A 26458-nucleotide genomic window follows, 5' to 3' on the forward strand; every position below is an offset into this window, starting at 1 on the left:
AGTGAAATTTTTTATTTTTCTTTTTTGCACAAAAAAAAGAACCTGACTTTCGCCAGATTCCTTTTTGCAATTTTTACTTTTTACATAGAAACGATGCAGTTCAGGCCGACTTTTTTGTTCGTCTTTTTCCTGAGTCTGATACATACCTGACCATAGATTGGTCCGAATCTTAAATTGACACATTCCATTTCGCTGTCAATCACTGCCGTGACAGGGTCGCCCTTCTGTATGGTCTTTGCCTTATCTAGCACATCTTCTTTTTTTGCGTGTATTAGTGCAGAGCCAGACCCATCGCAGGCCTCAATATTGATTACCGCCTGTTCATTCTCTACCGTGATTTCCGCTATCCTGCCACAGACAATCTGTATGCAGGATAAATCGTTACCGGGAATTGTATATCCTTCCAACTCTTCAGAACTAAACGGTTCCAGCTCTTTTGCCGATTTTTTTATCTCCTCTTCCTTGACTGCCTTTGATTCAAGTGCCACAGAGATATTAACGCCGTTTGTGCTTCTTTCCTCTGAGGCATCAATCATCTCAAAAAGGTCAGACTCTCCATATAAAGTCTTGTCATATTTCATAAAAAAAACTCCTTTCTATCGTGCAGCCGCCCGAAGGTCTGCATACAGATTCATCATCTGCAGCATGTGTTCCGGATGTACGTTGATGATGTTTTCCGCTTTTTTATATGCCTCTGCTTTTGACTTGTCAGAAATTCCACCCCGGAATTCCTGATAAAACGAAAAAGCGTCCGTCATAAACGAGCCTTTGTCATTTGCTGCCCTGCAAAGTGCTTCATAAACAGCACTTCCCATCTTCTCCGCAAATTTTCCGCTGAATTTTACATTAAAATCGCTCAATGCTTTCATGCCGCTTACCTTAAATGACTCTATATCATTAGCAAACGTCTCAAACATTTTCCACGCAGCCTGAAAAACCGTTCCGGCATTCTTATATTCTTTCTGACGGTCAGACGGATTGAGCCGTGCCTCTTTCTCCGCTTCAGCGACAACAGCCAGGACGACCGTTTTATAAAATTCAGATGGATATTCAGCATGAATCCTGTTTGCTTCATCCATGCACGCTTTCCATCCATCATCGGTATCATTCTTTCTGACTGTATTGAACATCTTCCAGACCTCGCCAAAAACCTTATGTGCTTCTTTTTTATCAATTGTTCCCATATATTTTTCCACCTTTCTTTGTAAAGATAATTTCATTTTTAATATGCCAAAACCTTTTTATGTCAAAAAATCCGCCCGTTTTGCATATTAAACATAAAGAGAAAAAACCAGAAAGAAGGTGACACATGATGCCAGAAAATAAAGATGAACTGCTCAAAAAACAAAATGAAGAGATACAAAAACTAAAAAAAGAACTAAAACAAGCATCAAAACCGTCATCCATGTTCTCAGTTTTGAAAAACACGGTAAAGCGAAACGTACACGACTTTTTTATCCGTGAAGACAGAATGAAGAACATGGATTCAAAAATAAAAAACCTGGAAAAAGAACTGGCTAAGAAAGAGGAAGAACTGAACAAAACGTCAGCCGAACTATTTGCTGCTGTCAACCTCGGCGAGTCAGACACTACGAGAGACCGCAGCGATGAAAATAGCGGTGACAACCCAGAAAGTGAACCAGACTCCCCAACACAGGACGGACCAGTCTTCCCGCAGACTGCAGAGGATGCAGTCAAAGAGTATTTTGGCCCGATTGACCTAGCGCAGCTGGCTAGATACTATTACCCGGAGACATCAAAGCCTAAAACGTCAGAAGGCTTAGAGAGCCCGGACGAAGACCCAAACGCGGAGAAAGAAGAACCATCTTCTCAAATCAGCACGGAGCCTGAAAATATGGGCAATTCAGTCCCAGCCGACGCAAAGCCAAAAAGCCAGGAGCAGGCACCGCCTGTATTGAATAAGGAAGAAGCCGAAAAGGAACTTCCAATAACAGAGCCCAGACCCGAACCCGTTTTAAAAGAAATAAAGAAACCAGAAAAAACCGAAAAAAAAGAAAAAGATAATCAGGCTTCCGAAAGAAAAACCGCAGCCACAACGACTGCGCTTAGTCAGACAAAAGCCGTTGTCGACGCGGAGAATGCGCCTAAAGAGAAGACTCCTAAACCTCAGACTTCAACGAAGAACGCGGGTCTGAATCCCCGTTCGAAGTCAGGCAACGAGTCCAGCTTCGCTGGCGAGCTATCGATGAAATCTGGTAACGAGTCCTGCGAGGCAGGCGAGTTATCAATATCCGTCAAAAAAGCTGAAAAAAATGACGCGGCTTCACCCGGCCGGGCAAAAACAGATACCCCGAAAATCAATAAGAAAAACACATCTACACAAAACAAAGAGGAAAAGGGTTCAAAGCCGACACAACAGGAAAAACAGCCTGAGGTAAAACAATCAGAAACAGACGAACAGGTCAAGGGTTCCGCCGCTGTTACTACCACCGCCACTGTCGTTGACAAAAACGGAAAGAAAAAATCCAGAAAGGACCGAAGGAAGCAAAAAAAGAATACACAAAATCCAGAAGCACAATCTGCTGCAAAAACGGAAAACAATAATACAGTTGCAAATCCAGGACAGGAGAAACCGCTCTCAGAGCCAGATTTTACAGAATCTGCAGAGCTGGATATTGACCTGCCTGATGACTTTGGAATTGTCATGGAGCCCGAAGAGCCGTTGCCTTCCGATTTGCCGGATATCAATAGCGGCAGCGGAAATATTTTTGACGATTTATTTAACAGTGACAGTGATAACTGGGATGATTCGAATATTTAACGAAGAACGTTGAATGTGCTCACGGCACCTCAATATCGATGTTCAAAAAAAAGAAGCGGAATTTATTTTTGCTTCTTTTTTTTGTGTTGTTTTTGCGCACTTATTCTGCATATTGATTTTAAATCGTAATATTCAAAAGGAGGAATAAAATGAGAAACAGATGTATGTTTGAGAAGATGGCTGCTGGGATGGCACTGGCAGCGGCGGTGATGGCCGGCGCGGCGGTGCTGCCTGGAAGTGGGCATGGGCTGGTGATTAACGCTTATGCCGCAGATGTGAGTAATCAGAATAGTCAGAATATTTCGGGGGGGGTACTAGTACTGAGGATAAAATAGACAGCACTGAGAGTGATGTGGAAACTAGCGGGAACAGCGACGACGAAAGTGGACTTTACGACTTCAAGGATAACAAGACAACCGGGACCGTGACCATCACAAAGAAATGGGATGACGGACTGACCAATGCGGAACGTGAAATCCCGGATATGTATCTAAGCACCAAAAAGCCGAGCAAGAGCACGAAGGGATATACCGTCACGTTCCACGGAAACGGGCTGAAGTTCGCCGACGGGACTGACGAGAATATGGTGGTTTACAACTCTTCAGGGCAGATTGTGGAGGGGAGTTATAAAGAGGCGGTAGGGACCGGGGTTGCGTGGTATAGTGATAAGACATGTAAAAACAGGGTAGAGATTTCAGATGACGGCGTGCCACAGGTTGAACTGGCCGGGGACTTGGATTTGTGGGCGAAAGAGATGACGTTTGAGATTAAAGGATATAGTTCAGGAATAAAAAACAACAACGGATTCAATGCTGCGATTCCGGATACCGTGACCGAAGTCATCTTTACTGATGAAGTAAAGCCAAAAACGAAAGAAGTCATTGATGTTGATGCGGACGGAGATAGCGGCGTTGTTGCATGGCTGGATGATGATACCGGAACGGTTATGAAAGTATCTACGCAGATTCCGGGCGTAAAAGTGCAGGCAGCGACAGACAGTGAAAATATGTTTTACAGTAGAAGTAAACTTCAAAAAATCGATTTAAAGATGCTGGATACGCAGAATGTAATATATATGAACAACATGTTTAAGTGCTGTGCTGACTTATCTGACTTAAATGTTACAAGTTTGAATGCATCAAACGTAATAAACATGGACTATATGTTTGCTGGATGTATAAAACTTAAAAAAATAGATTGTTCAAGCATGGATGCAAAAAAAGTAACTTCTGCGATAAATATGTTTTGCTATTGCGAAAATTTGTCTAAACTAAGGCTTCCAACCTTTTCAGAAAAATTAGAGAAAATAAATAAACAAGACCCATATGCCTATGTGGCACCTTCTGGCGGTGGTTCGCGGGCCTATGGAATGTTTGAAAAATGCTATGAACTTACAGATATAGATTTAGCACCTTTAAATACATCAAACGTTACAGATATGAGTTACATGTTCTACGACTGCTTTGGTCTAACAAGTCTGGATTTAACTCCGCTGGATACTCAGAAGGTGGCGAATATGGAAGATATGTTCGCCGGCTGTTCTGGTCTGACTAGCCTGGATTTATCTCCGCTGGATACACAGAACGTGACGGATATGGGCGAAATGTTCTCTGGCTGCCGTGGCCTGACTAGCCTGGATTTGACGCCGCTGGATACGAAAAACGTGACGTATATGTATTCCATGTTCTACCGCTGTTACGGCCTGACCAGCCTGGATTTATCGCCATTGGATACGCAGAATGTGACGAGTATATATTCCATGTTCTCCGGCTGCTCCGGCCTGACTAGTCTGAATTTATCCTCGCTGGATACGCAGAACGTGACGAGTATGAGTAATATGTTCCGCGGCTGCGAGCGGCTGACCAGCTTGGATTTGACTCCGCTGGATACGCAGAACGTTACAAATATGAGTGAGATGTTTCGCGGCTGCCGCGGTCTGACAAGCTTGGATTTGACTCCGCTGAATACATCAAAGGTGACGGATATGAGTAACATGTTCTACAACTGCTCTGGCCTGACCAGTCTGGATTTGACGACGCTGGATACGCAGAAAGTGACAAATATGGGTGGGATGTTCAACTACTGCTCCGGCCTCACAAGCCTGGACTTAACGCCACTGGATACACAGACTGTAACGAATATGGGTTACATGTTCTGCCGCTGCTCTGGCCTGACCAGTCTGGATTTGACGACGCTGGATACGCAGAAGGTGACGTACATAGATGGTATGTTTTCCTGCTGTTCCGGTCTGACAAGTCTGGATTTATCGCCGCTAAATACGCAGAAGGTGACGAGTATGCGGAATATGTTCAGTGAATGCACCGCCCTCACCAGCCTCACCACCGGCACCAACTTCAAATTTGTTGGCACGGGTTATTATCTCTCCGGCACATGGCAGAACACCGCCGGTGGAACTTTCAACGGAAACTACAATACAGCGAATTTCCCTTCCAACGTTGCCGACACCTACACGAAAGTTTCATCTTAACAATCTCTATTATTTTATTTTCATATATTTTTAGGGCCCTTCCGTTTCCGGCAGGGCCCCTCTATTTAGCATCCTTTCGTCTTATCTTTTCACCTTATTTTTCACTTTTTTTTCTTTTTAGAACCACGATAGCCATAATTCCAATCATTCCAGCCATAACTACACCGGCGATTGCACCCGTATTTGTCATAGCCGCCGTTGGTACACCAACATCTTTAGTGTTTACAAAACTTATTTCAGTATCTTTATTAAGCGTTCCGCTTGCGTTCTTGCTCTCAACAGTGTATCCATTGCTTTCGCCATCAAGTTCTGTAACTGCATATTCTACGCCTTCAGGCACTTCTTTAAAGACAATCACATCTTTGTGTCCTAAGGTAAACTCTGCAATTCCGTTCTTAACAGCTACACTTCCGGCCTTTCCGTTCCTTGCGTAGGCCAGATTCCCCGGTACGCCATTTCCTGTTATGGACATTTGGAACTTAAACTGTTTTGTCTTGTCTCCCTGGTTTCCTTTGACTGTCTTTTTGACTGTCACTTTGTGGCTTGGGTTATATGTATTGACTACGTCCGCGGTACTTGCTTTTCCTTTGGTTATACTTCCCGAGTATTTACCGTTATTTGCTTCTGTGTAGCCAGACTGTACAATTTCTGTCACCGTCCACTTAACACCGGCCGGTATGTCTTTCATGTATATGCTTTCACCATGCTTTAAAGTAAATGATGCCGTACCGTCTTCAGCAAATGCAACAGTTCCTGTCTTTGTACCTTTGTTTCCATCAAGATTAAACGTTCCAGCCAGCGGCTTGCCGTCCTTTTCCAGTGCTACGGTAAATCTGAAATCCTGTGTCAGGTCCGCGCCATCGCCCTTCACTGTTTTTGTAACTTTTAAGTCTCCAACGTCTTCAATCGAATTGGTAATAGTGAACGATTTTGTCTTATCCTCTCTCACAGTCTTTATTTCAGACTTATAACCCGGCACATCAATTTCATTAACCTCGTAATCGCATTCTGTCGTACCGTCTTCTGCGTACTTATCCAGGTCTGTGAAGTCTGCCCGCCATTTTGTGTCAGCATCCAGTGTTGCTGTTGCAACAACATCTCCATCCTGTGTCAGCTGCACTGTAATACTGTCCGGTCTCATTCCTGCTGCGTTATCGTTATCATTCCAGGTCTTTTCAACATGAACATTTACCAGTTTATCTTCGTCTTTCGGGGTTTCCTTTCCAGTGTTCGTAAACGCCACAACAGCAACATCGTTTTTATTGATAGTCTCTTTCGCTGTTGTTAGTGCCTTGTTCACATCAAAGTTTTCTCCATGCTGCTGTGCTATCTGTGCTGCTCCACTTACGTCATATGACGAAATATAGTCCCCAGCCTCTTCTGATATCTGGTATTTGCATCCTGCCGGCAAATCGGAAAATGTAAATTCCTGGTTATCTGTAACAGACAATGTTACATCAGCCATGCCGGTAGCGTCAGACGTAAATTCTTTTTCACTCGTTCCATCTGAATATTTATATGAAAGGTTCTTATCAAGACTCCAAAAAGCAATATGCAATGTTGCATTTTTGCTTCCTGTGATATTTACAAATTGCTTCGTCAGTTTTAATACTCCATATTCTGCCGGATGTTCGGTTGAACTTCCACCGCCTGTTGATTTCGCATATGTATTTGTACACATGATTTCATGTGTCACATTAGCCTCAACAGCTCCGGAATATGTGTTTTCGTTTCCGCTTCCTGCCGTTCCTGTCCATGAAACACTATAATCTTCGTTCGGCTCCTCGGTGATTGTATAGTTTACCCCAGCAGGGATACCATCAATAACTGCCTTGTCTCCTCCTCCGAGGTACACAAGCCCTTCGCCGTCTTTGAACACAGTATCGCCGTACATTTTTTCTCCGGAAATCAGTTTTGTTAAATCAGCGTTATCTGATGAAAGTTTTACATTAAATTTAAAATACTGCTTGTCTCCAAGACTAGCATTTCCGGTTACAACAGCATAGTATCCAAATCCGTTTCCGCAGCCACTACTATCAGACTTGTATCCAAAAGTGACCGTGTCACCTTCCACATCAAATTCAACTGTTGTGCCGCTGCCGCCACCAAATTTCTGTGTTCCGTTTACTGATATTGCAGAGCGATAATCACCGTTCGCTGTATATTCAGGATGATTTCCTGTCCATGCGCAGACATAATCATAACTTACGCTTTCTCCTGCATATTTTAGCACAACATGTAATTGTGTAGAGCCTGGGATGGAAACCACATCATTTAAGTTAAGGTTATTTGCGTAGTTTCCACTCTGTACGCCCTCGTCATTGACATTTGGTGTATGTGCATATTTTTCTGCTCCGCTTTTACCTTTTACTTTTTTTGTCAGTTCTATCGTTCCGGTTTCCGGTGCCGGGTTTGTCTTTGATTTATTTGTGATGGTCAGTCCACCGCCACTTCCAGTCACTACTGCGTAATATCCATATCCATTTCCGCAGCCGCTTCCGTCGGACCTATATCCAAACGTAACAGTATCGCCAGACACATCAAACTCAACCGTCGTACCGCTGCCACCGCCAAACTTCTTTGTGCCATTTACTGATATCGCAGAACCATTGTTGTTCGATGCTGTATATGTCGGCTGGCTTCCTTCCCAGGCGCATACATAATCATAACTTGCACTTTCTCCGCCATATGTAAGCGTGACATGCAATTTATCTGCACCTGGAATGCTAATTACATCGTTCAGATTAAGATTATTCGCATAGTTTCCATTTTTAACGCCATCATCGCTGATATTCGGCGTATGAGAATACTTCGTTGTAGAAGTAACAGCAGGTTTTGCTCTGGTTCCGCTTCCAATAACCTCATAACCGGCTGGCACATTTTCTTCCCAACCGTAGTACGTGGCTTTGTCATCGGCAACAGTAAATATGTATTTCCATTCGTCACCATTCTTAACAAGGGTTACGTCTGTTGTTCCGTCTCCATCTTTATCCATGGTAAATGTTGAGTCATTTACTTTTTCCCATGTCCCGTTTTCTGTCGAATAAACCACATTACCGCCTGCTGCTGGTGCTGAATCTGTCGTCTCATTGTTTTCTGCTGCAGCATAAACCTTCGTATTTGCCAGACACAATATGCAAAGTGCGGTAAACAAAATCACTTTCAGTATACCTGGATTTTTTTTACATGCTTTTTTCACTTATTTTTCCTCCTGTCTTTTACTGCAGGCGGGCATTTGCCCGCCGCATCATGATTTAGAACTTTCTGTGTCTGTGTTTTTAGACAATTCATCCATTATGTTTGTGTCGTTTTTTGTTGTGATTTTGACATTTTCCGTAAGGCTCTTTTCTTCAAGCTCTGCCGTGTTCTCTGCAATGCTTTCAGAAATAGTCTTAGTACCAGAACCAAATCTTACTTTTTTCAGTCCGTCAATCGTAAATGTTCCATCTTTTTTGACAACTACTGTGTATGGCTTTTCATCCAGGTCATGGTCCTCTGGGGCCTTTGCCTCTCTTAAGATATATGTCCCAGGTTCCAGCCTATCGAACACAACAAGGCCTCCGTCCTCTGCCTTTCCTGAAACAGCAGTTTTATCAACGCTTGTACCATAGTCAGAAATGCCTGTCAAACTAAACTCTGCACCCTCAAGATAAATATTATCTCCATAAGTACTGCTCTTTAAGAACCTTATGCTATGGTATGGTTCGTTTTTTAAAACGTAATATCCATTTGCATCTTTTTCTTCCTCTTTTTCGCCGTCATAGATAACAGCAACACCCCTTTCATCTACTTTAACCTTCCATGGCTCTTTCTTTTGTATATACCCATCCGGGGCTTCTACTTCTGCAAGTTCGTATGTTCCAAGTTCAATATTCTCGAAATATACACGGCCAATATCCCCAGACGTTTCATACAGCAGATAATCATTCCCGTAATCGGACGTTCCTGAGAGCCTGAACTTTGCATTTTTGACGCTGCCGCTTGTCACACTGTTACGTTTTATAAACAGCAGATTCGCGTGGATTCTTGGCTTATCAGATACGATATAACTATCGTCAGCCTTTGTCAGGTTTGTAATTATCGCTTTTCCTTTTTCATTGATAGTCACTGTGTATGATTCTGTGTTGAGCTGCCAGTCGTCCGAACAATTTATTTCCTGAAGCAGATAGGTTCCTTTTTCTATTGTTAAAAATTCCATGCCTCCATTCTTGTCTGACACTCTTTCCTCGTTATAATCAGTACCATAATCAGATGTCCCTGCTAGTCTATATGTAATACCACTGATTGGCGTTTTCATGTCTGTTTCGTCAACTTTTTTTAGTTTTAAATCACCAGATACCCTATAATGTGCTTTTGTATAATCCTGATGATAAAACTGAGGCAGTTCTTCTGTACTACCATTATCACTAACAACCATGGCAGTTCTTTCTACATATATGTTGTTGTATGCAATCGGGTCAGTCTTTCCACTTTTGTCTTCTCCTGGCGCTTTCATATAAATATCAAAAGAAATAGATTCTTTTTCATTCATGACATAATCGCTGCCGTCTACACATTTACTTGCGTCAATTGCGATAGCTGTAGCTTTATCAATCCCGTATTTCTGGATGAACTCATCATACGGAATCCATACCGCACCACTATCAACTGTTTCTGACAGGTCGTGATGATTTTGAATATTCATGCTATCTATCTTTGAAAGATAAACAGCGGGTGATATATTCTTAAACAACAGGTTGTTAACATTTATACCGGTAAGGGTTCCTTTCCAGTCAGATGCTTTTGTTGGTGAGGTTTCTTCGGCTTTCTGATAAAAGTTTTCCAATGAATCAAAAAATATAACATCTTTTGACTTGGTTGAGGCATCATTTACCAGCCGTACCTGATAACTGTAGTCTTCATTAAGATGCACTGTTGTATCGTATGAATATTGTGTTGATGTAGAATTCTTTATCTGCTTCTTAAGTCCCGTAGAAGCAGCAAACAAAATATTGATATTGTAACGTGCTTCTGCATATTTAAACTTATTCGCGTCGGTTGCTTCATCAAGGTCAGTCATATATGACTTGTCTGTGATTTCTCCGCCATTATCAGGAAGACCCTCTCCTATCTTTTCGTTGCCTGATTCATAAGCTACTGAATTCAGAACATTTTTGCCATAATCATTAATAGAGTCATATGTATGTGACGTTTTGTATGTCATGATATACCTGCTATTCGTTTCATTATTGATTGACACAATAAGCATCGTCCTTCCTGAATTCTTAAAATTATCTATTGTTTCGTATGTATACTCTCCAATGCCGAGTTCTTCACCTGACGCATTCACCGTAATACTTGATGTATCTAAGATACTTCCGGCCGGCAGTAAATCGTAAAACTTGCCGCTCTCCTGCAGAATATAGTGAATACCATTGTTATCAACGTATTTTTCACCGAAATCAACTCTCCATGTGATGTCGAAGCTTGATTTTCTCTTTACATTCTTTGTTTGGATTATATCCTTCTTTATTTCAGACTCTCTCTTTACTTTCTGGATATAGTCTGTACCATCAACAGCCCTTTCAAAAAGGATGTCTTTATTTTGTGTTACAACAAAATTTGCTTCATTCCTTAACCTTACTTTACTTTTATCTGTTCCGATAATAGCTAAAACATTATCTGTTCTATTTAATGATACAATTGGATATAACTCGAACTTTGTATGATAATAGGCATTAGATGCTGTAAAACGCACACCCTTGACTCCTTTTGTAAATGCAACATTTTCGCCCGCTGCCGATTTAATGAGTGTATCATCAACATTTTCGTAATCTTTTCTTTGAAGGTCATATGTCGCAGCCTGTTTCCAGCTATCGTCACTCCATCTAACCCATATTGTGATATTATCTTCATCACTATAATTGGTAATAGGTGTCTCTACGAACGTATAGGAATTCGGATTAAATGTCGCATCATTCACTGTTGGCGTCCATTCAATATTCGTCAGTTCATAGTCTTCATTGTTAAGCCTGGTCCCTTCCAAATAAAACGTATCATCGGTGAACTTGTAATTCACTTTTTTCGTGCCATACAAGCCATTTGTTGCATCATCCACAGTTCCAGTCGCACCATCTGCCAACGTCCATGGATACGGATATGCATTTCCATATGTATGATACTTGAGATTATCAATCGTATCCTCATCTCCGGCGCAAAACTCTGCCAAAGTATAATCTGACACGTCTTCTGAACTTCTGACCACATTTCTTTTTCCATAAATACCTTCTTTCTCTGCCCAGAAATGACCGGTTGGAGCCTCATATTTAGGTGCCTCATACCACCAGTCTAATGAAGAACGGGCTATCGTATCCTCATCTACCTGGTCAATCGGGTCAACCGTTGCAACCACATCATTATGTACTTCATATCTTAAGTCTGATTGTACTTTCTCTTCAGCAAGTGACTTACTGTGCCTTGTTAATACATAATCATATCTATCCCCATAAGATGAGACATTGTCTACATGGTTTGTTTCCGTGTATTTGTCCTGTCCTGCAAACCTGTATCCGACAACGCTTCCCTCTAAAGACGAAAACGTATCGTCAAGATAAAAATTATACATAGAAGTATTTTTATTTATATAAGTTCGGATTGGCCAAACCAGATACAAATAATTATCTGCGCCTTCTGGTTTCTCTCCCCAGGAATCATTCCATTTTGAATACAGTGTTGGTGCTTTTTTCTGCGTATAAGAAATAGTTGCATGAGTGTCGATATATACGGGAACAGCATCAGCCTCTGCTGTTACAGTTGAAGCATCGTTTGTTGCATATACTTTTGCATGTACTTCTGTCGAGCCACCCATATCTACGTAATTCATAGTGTTTTTAGATGTTGAATATGATACTTCTATATATCCAGCCTCTCCTGTCGGGTATGGCTTGTAGTTATAGATAATCGCTTTGTTGTTTTCTTCATCAACAGAGTAAACAAAATCAGGGTTGTCGTCTGAGCTTAATTCTGACTCAAGGCTATATGGACAATCAAAAGTGTCCGCCCAGTTTCCATCGCGGTCTTTTAATATATGAAGAGGTACTTCAATCTTAAAAGCGCCCTTGTCTGTTGAAAATGTTCCTGACATCGTATAATCAATTCTGTAAACAAACATATGTCCTGAAGCTGAGTCGGATGGGCTCCATACATATTTGCCATCTGTCAGAGTTGCTCCACTCACAAAAGAAGCATTAAATTTATCGATTATAACAGGCGTGACGCTATCTTTTCCTTCGCTTCCGGTGTTATTTGCTTCTGTTACAATCGCCGGTCCCATAATGCTGAATGAGTCAACGCCAAATACCACAGTGTCTTTTTCTTTTGAACTATTAGTAATCTGTTCAACTGTTCCGTCATCCTTGATATGGGCAACAAATGTCTCATCCGGTTTCGGAGATGTGCCAAACAATGCATCTTTGAAAGCCATTTTTACTTTTACTTTCCCTTTTTCTGGTTCTATTTTTTCTCCATTATTGATAAAATATACATCGTAAGGGATATAAAACAGTTTTTGGTTGTTTCCTATCTTTACAGATTTCTCAACTTCGCTCATCGCTGTGTTGTAAGCGTCTGTGCCTTTTTGCAGTTTCTCCGCATAAAGTTCTGCTCCATCCGGCAACCCAGCATCGCTATTTGCGGTAGCTGTGATTGCAACGTCATCATCTTCATATGAATACGTTTTGCTGCTCTCATCTGAGTTATCCTTTTTATCCTCTTTTGCTTCGTCTTTTTCTGTTTTCAGGAATATAAAATCCCCAAACCCATCGGATAAGCTAAACTCAATACCTGAACTTGTTTTTTCGTAAGGTACTTTTTCCCATTGATTATCCTTCAATTCATGATAAAGCAGCGTGTCCTCTGTGATTGCCACTCCATCAAAATCAACATGGTAAACCCCATTACCTAATTCTGCCTCTCCATCAGTTTTGCAGATATTGATGTTCGTTGCCAAATCAACCGATACGTTCTTTCCAACTGCTTTTGCAATTACATCTGTCCCTGCCTTGATTTTGTCCTCAGAGCCCTCTGTCACTTGCAGCGTGTCTGTCTCTGGATATGCTGTCTCAGAAGTAACGTTGATGGATAAATCCTGACCTCCGATTCCGCCTTTCCATGAGAAATTGTTTATTTGTTCCACAACACTCAAGTCTTTATTGCTGTCTGACTTTTCTGGTGTTGATGCTGGCTCATCGGTAGTTATATTATCCGTGTCCGCGGTATCTGTGGTCTCCGTAGATTCTGGCCCAGTTTCGTGAACTTCTTTTTTGTTATTCTCGCTGGTTTCTGCCTCTTTTGCAAAAACAAATGTTCCATACGCATCATTTACTGTAAAAGTGATGTGCTTTATATTTTTCTCTTCATCATGAAACTGTGTGTACTCGAGTTGTTCCCATGTACCATCGTTTTTTTTATGATACAATACAGAATTATCTAAAAACGAAAAGTCTGTTGACGATAAAGTTATCAAACTCGGGCTGGAGAGCAATACGTCATTATCCTGCCCATCTTTGACTTTTAAGTCAAACATGGCGGATGAACCTTTTTTATTATCATTATACGTGCTATTGAGCGCATCTTCTTCATTTTTCTTCTGGTCGCCAAGTACTTCTCGAACGTCCAGTCTATACTCTGACTGGATTTCGCCTGCGTCATTCGACACCTCCATATCAATCAGACTGCCATTTGATAAGGCAACCTGGCACGAGGGATTTTTTATGACTGTCTGGTCGACCGCTCCACTGGCTTCTTCAACAATACCCTCATTTGTGTCATCTGTAGTGCTATTGCCGGCGCCATCGTCGAAATCACAAGAGACATCTGCATTTTGCGGGATATCAGCAGTTCCAGTCTCATCATTATTTATTAACCCTTGTGCTGAGTTCACCGAATTGTCCATAGGCAGCCCCTCTCCCTGCGCATCGTCTGAAGACCCTGTATCTTCTGCTATTGCATCTGGCTCAGTATCCATACCGCTTTGTTCCGATGTGATATCCGAGATAAAGTCCTCAGAAGCGAACACTGCAAGCGGCTGAGACAACGTAAGCGTTCCAGCAAGCAGCATCGCAACTACTTTCCGTCTTTTCATTTTGTCTTCCTCCTTTTTCGTAACGCCAATATTGCAGTAATCATTCCGGCTAATCCAATTCCGGCATACAGACATTCAAACGTGTCTACGCCTGTTCTGACTTTTTCTGCGGCAGATGATGTGCTTTTAGACACTGCGCCAACGTTTCCTGATGACCCAGGATTTCCTGCTGCACTTTTTCCTGTAGTATTATTTTTTCCTGTAGTCTTATTTTGTGTTTCAGTATCCTGTGCCGGCGTAGGGCTTTTTACCTTATTTACAAAACTACATGCCGCAGACTTTTCGCTGCTTCCGTTTGAGAAGACTACGGTATCGGCGTTCAGTTTTCCATCATCATCTTCTGTAACGAAAACTTCTGCCTGATATATCGTCTTATCATAATCGGTATTTTTGTTGTTTCCTTTTTTTTGATAAATTTTATATTTATAATCACCCGGCATGTCTATTGATACAGTAAAGCTCTTATTGTCTCCATCCGATAAATAGACAATAGAAGGAGACGCCTTATAAACACTATCTCCTTCAATCAAAACCGCGAATTTTTCCGTGCTTTCTCTTGCAGTACATGTTACTGGAAGAACTGCATTTACTTTTTCTGCCGCACAAACCGGTGTTGCCGTTAAGCAGATAGACGTCAAAATTAACGGTAAAGCATTTTTTACCATCTCTTCTCCTCCTTTAAAAAAAGCGTCCTGTTCCATATTTAATTGTGGAATCAGGACGCCTGCCATATATATGGCTCCAAATTTTAATAACTCGCCGTATCGGCTCGGTACCAGAATAAATACAACCAGCATGAAGCATGTTCCGAACAGGAATTCCCCGTTCTCCGTTGACTCTGAGACATCTTGCTGCTTCCAGCATGGCTCTCTCCCATCCTATGCTAATCTTTAACTGGCGACATTGCACCAAAAATCAGAGTTCTTTCAACGGTGTCAGGATATTTGCAAGTTGACAGACCAAGGATTTTTTCATCTTTGGCAGGTGTTGCGTCATCGTCCAGAAATAGCGCATGCTGCTTGATATAGTCCAAAGTTTCATCATCATTTTCTGTTGGGGCAAATATTGCAGGTTCCGTTGCCTCACATTCGAGCACTGCGAAAAAACGAAGTTTATATTTTTTCTCACCAACCGTGAGGGTTCCGCTGCTGTGTGAATCAAGATAGCCTTCTTTAAGATAATCATCAAGTGCTCCGAACATCATATCCTGTTCCATATGGTGTCCATACACCAACGAATAATAATCATCAAAATCCGGGTTATTTCTACTGTCAAGGAAGATACTTCCTGATAAAGAGTAATCACCGAACGGGTCTTTGTTTAGATATTCATTGTTATCTTTACCCTGCATGACCGGATAATCAATATTTGTGTTATCAACGGTCAGCCAGGCCACCATATTTTCTTTTATTTTTTTATTTGTTGCGTCATCGGTCTCATATCCCGGCTTATACTTCAAGATACTGTCGTCTGTCGCCTGCTGATATACCATATAACTGTCGTAAAGTCCATAAGACCCGAGCAGGAACAAGACCAGGCAAACAAGAAAAACAGTCTTATCAATCATATTGTCAATAAACCGGATTATCTTTCTTACCATCAGAAGCCTCTCCTTCTTATAAGGAATAAGAGTTTTCCGCATATCTTGGATTCCTTAATGCTGCCAATTTGGCGGCTGTCATCCGTATCAGAACGGAAATCGTTCATAACAAAGAACTCATTCTTTCCAACTTCAGTCGGATACTTCACTCCATCAGCACCAAATGTCTGATAAGTGATTTCTTCTGCCGGCTGATAGCCATCAACCGTATATCCGCCATCTTTTGGGAAATTAACCTCCTGACCTCCGACTGCAACAATTCTTCCAATCTTGGTTTTGCCGTTTTTATTTTTATACGCCACGACATCACCAGTTGTATACTCATCAAGTTTATAGACGATGCATAAATCCCCATCTTTTACAAAAGGAAACATATTATTTCCTGTCATCCGATAAAATCCAAGAACATATGTAAGGACTAAAAAGATAATCACGCCAAGAACTGCTATTTTTATAAGAAGTTTTATTAACGGATGTAACCGCTTCTTCTTTTTTTTAGCTTCGCTTTTTTCGTTTTCCGGGGTTACTTTTTCGTCTTTTTTGGGTTCTTTTTTTGGAATTTTTGACACCGCCTTTCTTAAATGCTATGTACGGCTGTGGAGGCGAGCCGAAGGCTCGCCGGAGCCGTAAAGTTAAAATTAATCAGAAAAGATTAGTCCTCTTCTTTCTTATTCTTTTTCATTACCAGCGTCTGACGGAAAATCCGTCAGCGCCCGACGCTTCTTTGGAAGCGCCGTAGTCACAATACCGGCACCACCAAGGAGTGTAACGACTGCGAACGGAGCGACAGCCAAGTCACCGCTGGCAAAACTCGCGTGTGACTGAGGCGGTTGCACCGAGTGGTGCCGCTGAAAAACTCAATCAGAACGGATTACTCATCCTCTTTCTTGTTTTTCTTCATTACCAGCGTCTGACGGAAAATCCGTCAGTGCCCGACGCTTCTTTGGAAGCGCCGTAGTTACAACGCCGGCACCACCAAGAATAGTTACAACTGCGAACGGGGCAACCGCCAAGCCGCGGCGAGTAAGAACTCGCCTGCGGCTGAGACTGGCGCGACGTGCGGCGCTATCAAAAACTTAATCAGAAAAGATTATTCTTCCTCTTTCTTATTTTTCTTCATTACCATAGTAACTACGCCAGCACCGCCAAGGAGTGTAACGACTGCAAACGGAGCGACAGCCATAATAACACCAGTTGGGATAACACCATCACGTGTATTCAGGTAACCAGTTGTAAGGTCTTTGGAAGCAATTGTTCCGTTAACTTCTGCGGAGATTGTATCTGCTTTAACATCTACAACCGGAGCGGCTGCTGTGTTTGCTGTGGATTTGTAATCTTCTGTATTCTCTGTTACAGCGTATGTTGTATCTTTTGCAAGACCCTGTACTGTAATCTGCTGGCCATGCTGCAGATAGAATTTCTGTGTTGCTTTACCAGCACCATCTGTTGTGATAGATGTAACGTTAGCCTGTCCAGCATTTGCATCAATTGTAGCGGCATTTGCTTTAGATGTAGCGTCTGCGTCATCAATAACAACATCGTATTTTGTATTTGGCTGAGCCTTGTCAATGTTCAGAGTAAACTCGAAGTACTTATCACGGGAAGCCTGGTTACCAGTAACCTGTTTTCTCAGTGTCAGGTCAGATGTATCATAGCTGTTTGTGAAGCCCTGGGATTTTGTTGCTACATAAGCACCTGCGGAACCGAAATCTGCACCTGCTGCAACATCTGGCTCGTCGTTCTCATTAGAATGAAGGACATATCCTGCGATTGTCAGTTTCTTTGTAAGTGCGCCATCTGTATCTGTAGAAGCATCGTTTACATACACATCAAGGACTCTTGTAAGGTCAGCGTCATTTGTGATAGCCTGGTTTGTACCGGACTCTGTGATAACATAACGGTAAACGCCTGGTTCTGTAAACTGTACTTTAGAAAAGTCAAGTGTAGCAGTTTTCAGTGCATATTTCTTTCCAGCTGCAAGGTCTTTTACATACTTATCTTTTGTTGTATCGTGTGTATCGGAACCATCGCCCTGCTTGAACACGATTTTATTTGCTTCTGCGCCTTCACCAACGCCTGCCATTGTGATTTTGTCTGCATCAACACCAGCGAGAACCTGGAATTTTTTGTCTGCAACACTGTAAGCTTTTGCATTACCTGCTGTTACTGCATAAGAGAATGTAGCATTCGGTACGTTTGCCTGACTGTCCATAACCAGGAATTTATCGAATGTAGTTGTTTTTGTTCCTTCAATTGTTGTACCATAGTTTGTACCTGCTGCAGCGAAAACCGGAGTTCCCATACCTGCTAATGCGGTAGCAGCCATAAGTGCTGTCATACCTGCCTTTGGTAAAATGTGTCTAATCTTTCTATTCTTATTCATATGTTTTTCTCTCCTTTTTCTTTATTATATTTTTGGGGCCTTTGGCCTTTCCATATGAAATTACATGTCACCAGCTGGACCGCTTTCGCTCTGGCGACTGACGACTGATTTGGTTTTATTTTTTTTGCCGTCTTTTTTTTTGCGGAGTGCTTTTCTCCTTTTAGGTTTTGATAACTCGCCAGCAAAGCCGGACTCGTAACTTGACTTCGAACGGGGATTCAGACCCACGTGCGAAGTTAAAACCGGAGCCTTTGACCCGCGGACGACTTTTGGTCAGCCGGGGATTCCCCGTTCTCCGTTGAGCATTTTCTTGTTTGCTTTTAGCTCTTTTTTTGCTCTATATTTAATATGCAAAATAATTAAAAAATGTGGTGTTTCTGTGAAAAATATTTTTTTGCTTTTTTAGCACTCCATGTTTTTATTTGAGCATTTTTAAATGCCTCTTACGTTTTGTTTGTATGCTCTATAATTAATATGCAAAATAATTCCAAGAGTGTGGCGTTTTTTTTGAAAAATTTTTTATTTTCTTTTGCAAAGCGATGGAGCGTATTTAGGCACTTGACAATACAAAAAAAGACGCAGCCATTACATAGCCACGTCTTCATGCTTTTCTTATCTCCTCTTCCTTACACCATACACCACACCGCAAACCGCAATGCATACAATAAGTAGCATCACAATCGTATTGGTCATGGATGACGTTGGGATTCCAACATTTTTCGTATTCACAAAAGAAACATTCACATCTGCCTTAACCACACCTGAAGCATTTTCGCTGCTGACGGTATATCCATCATTTTCTGCACCACTTTCTGTCACTTCATAACCAATGCCTGCCGGAATGTCTTTAAATGTGATTTCCTCTCCGTGTGCAAGTTTGAACTCTGCCTCGCTATTTGTTAAATCTATTTTTCCGTTTTCTTTTCCTTTTTTGTATTCTACCGCTGCCGGAAGGTCAATTCCATCTCCTGCCGTAAGTTTCAGGACAAAATCAAATTCTTTCGTTTTGTCTCCCTGGTTTCCTTTGACTGTTTTAGTAACAGAGATGCTGTACATTTCTTTATGCGTATTTACCACATTGACTTCTGCAGTTCCCTCAGGGATTACTCCGGAATATTTACCTTCATCTGATGCGGTATAGTACTTATATGGGTTCTCTGCGATTTCATATGAAGCACCGATTGGAAGACCTGAGATTACGATTGATTCGTTATGTTTTAATTCAAACGAAGCCTTTCCGTTTTCGTCAAATACGATTGTTCCGGTCTTTGTTCCGGCTTTGCTGTCAAGATTGTAAACACCTGTCACCGGCTGGCCACCTTTCTGAAGCGTGATGTTAAATTTAAATGCCTTGTCGGTTTCAGCCTTCTCACCTTCAACTGCTTTTGTTACCTTAATCGCTCCGGTTGATACAGCAGTATTTGTAACAGTGAAAAGTTTTATATTTTCGCCATTTTCATCAACAGTACTTTCTGTAATCTCGGAAGTATAGCCGTCAATTTTTTCTTCCTGAACAGAATATTTATATTCCGTTGTCCCGTCTTCCTGAAATACGTCCAGCCCGTCAAAATCAGCCTGCCATCCATTATCATTATTTAATGTAATGTTTTTAATGATATTCTCATCCTGCAGAAGGTATACAGTGATTGCAGCCGGTCTTGTTTTTGATTCGTTATCGCTCCATACTTTTTTGATTCTTATTTTTGTTGTTTTTGTCTCCGGAACATCAGGTTCTTTTCCGGTATTGATGAATGTAACAACTGCATTTTCATCTGCATCAACGATTTCTGTTCCAGTTGATAATGATTTGTTTACTTCATCGTTATTCTGTTTCTGCTGCACCGCATTCACAAAATCAGTGAGTTCATAAGATGCGGCATAACTATTCCCATCTTCTGTTATCTGATATTTGCTTCCCACTGGGAGTCCTTCAAAGATGACGGATTCTTTATCTTTCAGTTCAAAAGAAACATCTGCAGCACCAGTTTCATCAGAAGAGAAGACCGTTTCTGCTTCTCCTTTTTTGTATTTATATTCTGCATTTTCTTCCAGTCCTTCAAATGCTGCATGGAATACAAAGCTTTCCTCTGCTCCGTTTTTTGCCTCTTTTACTTCTTTTTTTACTGTTAAAGATTGTCTTTTTACTTCTTCTTTTGGTTTCTTTTTATTTACACATATTGCTGTTGCCTCGGCGTCTTTCGTGATGACTCCGGAATCTGCAGTCCAGGAAACTTCATAATCTGTATTTTCTGCTTCAGTAATTTTATAGGAAATTCCGGCTGGAAGGCCTGTCATTTTCACCTGTTGTCCGTTTGAAAGATAAAAAGAACCTTTACCGTTTTCTACAGTCACATCGCCATAATCCTTTTTTTCTGCAAGGGCTGCGGTCGTGCCAGCGTTGTCTGATGTGAATTCAATATCAAACTTAAACACATTATTATCTGTTGATTCTGTTCCGTCGGATTCTGTTACTTTTTTAGTAACGATTAAATTTCCTGTGTCAGGAATCGGTTCATCTGTAGCCACATTTGTTGCCATAAGGCCATTCTGGTTCTTATCGCTGTTGATAACAGCATAATATCCATAACCTTTTTCGCCGTCTTTTTCTGAATGAAATCCAAGCGTGATTGTATTGTCATTGAATGCATATTCTTTTGTATCTACTTTTCCAGTTATTTTTGTTCCTTTTGCAGTATCTCCTGCTGCCGTATAATCCGGATGGCTTCCGGTCCAGATAACAAGATAGTCTCCAGCAGCCAGGTCAGCCGTCAGTTTCATCATTATTGTGGAAGAGCCGGGAACTGAGAAAACTTTATTTGTGTCAACCCCGCCCGTGTAATTTCCGTTTTGCACCCCGTCGTTATCAATATTGGGAGTATGTGCATACTGGATGCTTACTGCCGGATTTTCTTTTGTTCCATATCCGTTTTCAACCTGATATCCGTCCGGGATATCTGTCTCCCATCCGTAATACATTGATGAATCGTCTGCAACATTAAAAATGTATCTCCATTCGTCACCTTCTTTAATCAGAGTGACATCAGTTTTGCCGTCCCCGTCTTTGTCCATCGTCCATGTTTTTTCATTAACCTTAACCCAGGTTCCTCCGACAGTGGAATAAACGGCATCGTCAGCAGACACAACAGATATTCCTGTTATAAATAAACATATTAAACTAAATAGTACTAAAAACACCTTCGCCAGGGAAGATTTCCCTGGCTTAGTATTATTGTTTCTTTTTATCATTTCACTTCGCTCCCATCTGTCGTATCTCCGAATCTGATTTTTTCCAGACCATCAATTGTAAATGTTCCGTCTTTTTTAAGAGTTACCTTGTAAGGCTTTTCATCAAGATAATGTCCTTCCGGCGCTTTTGTCTCCTTAAGTGTGTAAACACCAGGCTCCAGACCATCAAATACTACCAGTCCGCCATCTTCGGCTTTTCCTGACATAGCCGTCATATTTACATTTGTTCCGTAATCTGAGATTCCGGAAAGGTTAAATTCTGCACCTTCAAGATAAATATTATCGCCGTAAGTACTGCTCTTTAGGAATCTTACACTATGATAAGGTTCGTTCTCTATCTCGTAGATATCAGCATTGTTCATTTCAAGTTTCTTATCTCCGTCAAACATTGATACTCTGCCGTTTTCATCAATCTTTACGGTAAATACCGTTTTGTTTTTGATGTATCCTTCCGGAGCTTCAACTTCTTTCAGTTCATATGTTCCCATATCAATATTTTTAAATGAGACACGGCCAATCTTATTTGATTTGGCATACAGTGTATAATCATTATCGTAATCTGATATTCCTGTTAGTTTAAATACTGCCCCTTCAACACTTCCGTTTGTCACCGGATTGATTTTCTGAAAAACAATGTCAGCATGGTATCTTGGTTCGTCAGTAAGGACATACTCACCATTTTCTACTGCCAGTCCGGCAATCTCGACATTGCCTTTTCCGTCAATCACAACGGTATAGACATTTTTATCAAGCAGCCAGTCATCAGAACAGGAAACTTCCCTCAGTTCATATTTTCCTTTTTCTATTTCTTTAAAGTTTATTTTTCCTTTTTTATTGGAAGTACGCTCCTCATCATAGAATGTTCCATAATCTGATGTTCCTGTCAGTTTGTATGTAGCACCTTTTATTACACTTTCAACGTCTGTCGCATCAACTTTTTTAAAATCGAAATCCCCTGATACTCTATAATGTGCCTGAGTGTATTCCTGGTGATAAAACTGGTTTATCTCTTTTACTTCATTTCCGATTTCCTTGATTGCAGTCCTTCTTACGAAGATATTATTGTATGCCACCGGGTCTTTTTCCCCGCTGGTATCTTCTGAGGGTGCCTGCATATAGATTACAAAAGAAACAGATTCTTTTTCATCAAGCAGGAATTCTGAACCATCCTCACGCTTTGATGCGTCAATCGCAATTGCTGCTGCTTTATCAAAGCCATATTTCTTTTCAAATTCACTGAGCTCCAGCCATACCGGCTCCCCATTCAGAACTTCTCCCAAATCGTTATGTTCATTTGGATTCATGCTCTCAAGCTTTGAGAGATACACAACAGGTGCAGCTCCTTTCTGCTCTATCTGTGACACATCCACACTTTTCAGCGCTCCATGCCAGTCAGATTTAAGCGTTGGCTTGCTCTGGCCTTCATTCTGATAGAAGTTTTCAAGTGAATCAAAGAAAACAATATCTTTTGCTTTTGTTGAAGAATCGTTTGTCATTCTGACTTTATAACTGTACCACTCGTTTTTGTGTACGACTTCATTGTAAGAATAAGATTTTGAAGTTGAATTCTTAACCTGTTTCTTTAATCCGGTAACTGCTGCCACCGGGAAGTTTACTTCATAACGGGCTTCAGAGTATACAAACTTTTCTGCATCGGTGTCAGGGTCAATATCTTTCAGAATTTCTTTGTCAGTGATATTCCCTCCATCATCCGGAAATCCTTCACCAATTCTTGTATTTCCCGACTCATACACAACTGAGTTTAGCAGGTTTCTTCCATAATCATTAATAGAATTATAATCATGTGAAGTATTGTACTGCATAGCGTATTCATTTTTTGTCGGACTTGAAATCGTTACTGTAAGAAGTATTCTTCCGGAATTTTTATAGTTATATGTCAGACTATAATCATATTCTCCTTTTCCAAGGGGGATTCCCGATTCAGTCACAACCAGTGAGTCAGCATTAAAGTCGCATCCTGTCGGAAGCAGGTCGTAAAATTTTCCGCTGTTCTGATAAATGTAATGTATGCCTTTATCATCTATATACTTTTCCTGAAAATTCACGTTCCAGGTTACTTCAAATCTTGATTCCCTTTTTATATTTTCTGTTTTTACGACATCTTTTTTGATTTCTGACTCTCGTGTTACTTTCTGTACGTAATCAGTACCCTGAGTGTGTCTGTTGAGCATCGTTTTATCTCCCTGCGTCACGATATAATCAATTTCATTGGTTACTGCTATTTTTTCCGGTTTGCTTTTTAATATTTCCTGCATATGTTCCGTTCTGTAAAGAACCAGTTCCGGATAAATATTCAGTTCTGTGTAGAAATAAGCGTGAGAGCATTTATATTCCAGTGCTTTGACGCCTGCATTAAATTCAATTATCCTTCCGTCAGTATTCTTGATATATTTATTATTGATATTTTCATACATCTTATTATTTAGATTATATGTTGCAGCTTTATTCCATCCATCTGCTGTTCTTACGAACACATCAATATTATCACTGTCATTGAATCCGGAAGTTTTCTTTTTGGATTTAAATGTGTAAGTTGATTCATCAAAAGTCGCGTCTTTGATTACCGGTATTACTTCTGCTCTTCCAATATCATAATCTGCATCATCAAGTTTTGTTCCTTCAATTGATATTCCATTATCTATCAGGTCATAATCCACTTTCTTTTGCCAGTATAGTCCATTTAGTGCATCATCAACTGTTCCGGTTGCTCCATCAGCAAGAGTGTAAGCATACGGTGCACCATCGCATATTGCACGGTATTTCAAATATGAAAGGGAATCAATCTCTCCGCTTTCAAATTCTCCAAGAGCATAGTTTGAAATATCTTCAGAACTTTCAACCCTTGTATATTCACCATACACACCATATTTTTCAGCCCAGAAATCGCCATCACCTCCAAAATATTTTGGCGCTTCATAAAACCAGTCATATGAAGAAGTTGCCTTTGAATCTTCATCAACCCGGTCAATCGGGCTTACTGTCGCTTCAATATCATTATGGATAAAATATCTTTCTTTATTGTTGGTCAATTCATCTGCTTTTGCTTTATTATATCTTGTCAATACATAATCATATCTATCACCATACATTGAGATACCTGTAATGGTGCTTTCCTGGCTAAATTCCGTCTGTCCAAAGAACTTATATCCGATTACCTCGCTATCCATCTCTGTTGGGATGTCACTTAAAGAGAAATCATAGATTGAAGTATTCTTATTGACATATGACCTGATTGGCCATACAAGATAATAATAGTTTTCTGCGCCTGCCGGCTTCTCGCCCCAGGCTTCGTTCCACTCTCTATATAATGTAGGCTTCTTTTTCTGTGTGTAAGCGATTGTTGCATGTGTATCAATATAAACCTCATCAGCTTCTGATTCTTTCGTTACTGTTGATGATTCATTTGTTGCATACACTTTCGCATGAACTTTTGTTGATGCTCCCATGTCAAGATACTGCATTGTATCTTTTGTGGTTTCATAAGAGAATTCTACATAGCCAGCTTCACCTGTCGGATATGGTTTATAGTTATAGATTGTAACCTTATTATTTTCTTCATCTATCTCATAGACAAAATCAGGATTATCTTCCTCTGTCACTTCCGACCTTAACCAGTAAGGACAGTTAAACGTATCAGCCCAGTTTCCATCTTTATCTTTTAGGATATGCAGCGGGAGTTCTATTTTAAAGGCTCCAATATCTGTTGAAAATGTACCTGACATTGTGTAATTTACACGGTAAATAAACGAATGTCCTTTCGTCGGGTCTGATGGATTCCAGACATTTTTACCGTCTGCATTTTCTGCACCGCTGACAAATGACACCTGGAATTCGCTGATATCAACAGGGATAACACTTCCTGTTGGGTCTGCATCAGGATTTTCCTGGGTGTTGCCTGCAGCCGCATCTTCCTCTGTAACCTGAGGTTCTTCTGAAATATTTTCTGTATTCACAGTCAAATCTTCAATATTTTCTTCTGAATCTTGAACCGCAGTATCGTTTTTTGGTGCATCTGTCGTATTAGGTTCGTCATTTACCGTTAGGTCTTCACTTATCTCTGCAAAAACAAAACTTCCAAGACCTTCAGCAGACACAAATTCAACTTTCTGCCCTCCGTTTTCGTCGCTTCCTGCTGTAAATGTCAGTTCTTCCATATCTCCATTTTCTTTTTGGTGATATAACTTTAGACCTTTCAACGCTGAGATATCAGCCATATTTAAGGAAATTTTATAAGAAATATTCTTTTCTTTTTCTTCTCCATTTTTGTCCTTTCGGCTTACATCAAATCCAAATTTTACCGAAGCACACGAGTTTACCGCCATTGCGGAAATTTTTGTTTCTAATTCTTTTTTTGCTTCTTTTTCTGTTTCTTTAATATCCAGAATATCAGAAGCATCCATTTTAGAGCCGCTTTCACATGACAGCTTAGCTGTTATATCAGTTTCATTAATTCTGCCAGTCCACTGCAGCGACTGCACCGTTGCTTCCTGTTCTTCAGTGTCAAATACGCTTAAATCTTCCGTGCTGCCATCTGAGAACATATCGCCGCCAGAGTCGTCGTAGTTTATGTCAATGTCTTCCTGAGGTGCTGAGGACTCTTCTAGTTCTGTGGATTCATCTGATATTTCTGGCTCTGCAGCAGGCTCTTCCTGGACTTCTTCAGAAGGTTCCTCCTGAACCACAGTTTCCACATCAGATTCGCTGGCGTATATTGAAACTGGCTGCGATATTGGAGACACAGCCATCAGTCCCGCCATCAGCATAGCGACAACCTTGTTTCTTTTTACCATTTTATTTTATTTCCACCTTCTTTTTAA

Annotated in this window: 14 protein-coding genes; 3 read left to right on the forward strand and 11 right to left on the reverse strand. The window is 40.9% G+C overall.

The genetic code is table 11. The annotated features are described in order from the left end of the window. Window positions 1-80 precede the first annotated feature (80 nt). Both DMI82_RS11495 and DMI82_RS11500 read right to left on the reverse strand, forming a co-directional pair. The gene (locus tag DMI82_RS11495; protein WP_110103364.1) at window positions 81-581 is read right to left on the reverse strand and encodes a hypothetical protein; all 501 of its coding nucleotides are present in this window, start codon (window positions 579-581) and stop codon (window positions 81-83) included. Window positions 582-596: 15 nt separating this feature from the next. Beyond that, entirely contained in the window at window positions 597-1184 is a 588-nt protein-coding gene (locus DMI82_RS11500) for a hypothetical protein (protein WP_110103365.1), read from the reverse strand. Between the two features lie 125 nt (window positions 1185-1309). Here DMI82_RS11500 and DMI82_RS11505 point away from each other — a divergent pair, with 125 nt between their 5' ends. From DMI82_RS11505 to DMI82_RS11515, 3 genes are all read left to right on the forward strand, one after another. Beyond that, on the forward strand, window positions 1310-2782 hold the full coding sequence (locus DMI82_RS11505; protein WP_110103366.1) for a hypothetical protein: 1473 nt from the start codon (window positions 1310-1312) through the stop codon (window positions 2780-2782). A gap of 149 nt (window positions 2783-2931) precedes the next feature. Further along, entirely contained in the window at window positions 2932-3117 is a 186-nt protein-coding gene (locus DMI82_RS11510; RefSeq protein ID WP_110103367.1) for a hypothetical protein, read from the forward strand. 17 nt (window positions 3118-3134) lie between these two features. Then, window positions 3135-5270: a BspA family leucine-rich repeat surface protein gene (locus DMI82_RS11515; RefSeq protein WP_110103368.1), complete on the forward strand. Its 2136-nt coding sequence runs from the start codon at window positions 3135-3137 to the stop codon at window positions 5268-5270. A gap of 94 nt (window positions 5271-5364) precedes the next feature. Here the strand turns inward: DMI82_RS11515 and DMI82_RS11520 are convergent, their stop codons facing one another. From DMI82_RS11520 to DMI82_RS11560, 9 genes are all read right to left on the reverse strand, one after another. After that, entirely contained in the window at window positions 5365-8469 is a 3105-nt protein-coding gene (locus tag DMI82_RS11520) for a Cna B-type domain-containing protein (protein WP_110103369.1), read from the reverse strand. 48 nt (window positions 8470-8517) lie between these two features. Next, window positions 8518-14391, reverse strand: a complete 5874-nt coding sequence (locus DMI82_RS11525; RefSeq protein ID WP_110103370.1) for an MSCRAMM family protein — start codon at window positions 14389-14391, stop codon at window positions 8518-8520. Next, window positions 14388-15056, reverse strand: coding sequence for a Spy0128 family protein (locus DMI82_RS11530; protein ID WP_158526452.1), 669 nt, complete (start codon window positions 15054-15056; stop codon window positions 14388-14390). The genes DMI82_RS11525 and DMI82_RS11530 overlap by 4 nt, the downstream gene beginning before the upstream one ends. A 218-nt stretch (window positions 15057-15274) precedes the next feature. Then, on the reverse strand, window positions 15275-15991 hold the full coding sequence (gene srtB, locus DMI82_RS11535; protein WP_158526453.1) for a class B sortase: 717 nt from the start codon (window positions 15989-15991) through the stop codon (window positions 15275-15277). Continuing rightward, entirely contained in the window at window positions 15991-16560 is a 570-nt protein-coding gene (lepB, locus tag DMI82_RS11540) for a signal peptidase I (RefSeq protein ID WP_110103373.1), read from the reverse strand. The genes srtB and lepB overlap by 1 nt, the downstream gene beginning before the upstream one ends. 99 nt (window positions 16561-16659) lie before the next feature. Then, window positions 16660-16827, reverse strand: coding sequence for a hypothetical protein (locus DMI82_RS19785; protein ID WP_158526455.1), 168 nt, complete (start codon window positions 16825-16827; stop codon window positions 16660-16662). A 254-nt stretch (window positions 16828-17081) separates the two neighbouring features. Beyond that, window positions 17082-18374: a DUF7601 domain-containing protein gene (locus DMI82_RS11545; RefSeq protein WP_110103374.1), complete on the reverse strand. Its 1293-nt coding sequence runs from the start codon at window positions 18372-18374 to the stop codon at window positions 17082-17084. Window positions 18375-18986: 612 nt separating this feature from the next. After that, a complete protein-coding gene (locus DMI82_RS11555; protein WP_158526456.1) occupies window positions 18987-21515 on the reverse strand; it encodes a Cna B-type domain-containing protein in 2529 nt (842 codons plus the stop codon). A gap of 101 nt (window positions 21516-21616) precedes the next feature. Continuing rightward, the gene (locus DMI82_RS11560) at window positions 21617-26431 is read right to left on the reverse strand and encodes an MSCRAMM family protein (protein ID WP_110103377.1); all 4815 of its coding nucleotides are present in this window, start codon (window positions 26429-26431) and stop codon (window positions 21617-21619) included. Between the last annotated feature and the right edge of the window lie 27 nt (window positions 26432-26458).

It is taken from the genome of Blautia sp. BCRC 81119 (genome assembly GCF_003184505.1).
In the GTDB taxonomy this organism is placed as follows: Bacteria; Bacillota; Clostridia; order Lachnospirales; family Lachnospiraceae; genus Blautia_A; species Blautia_A fusiformis.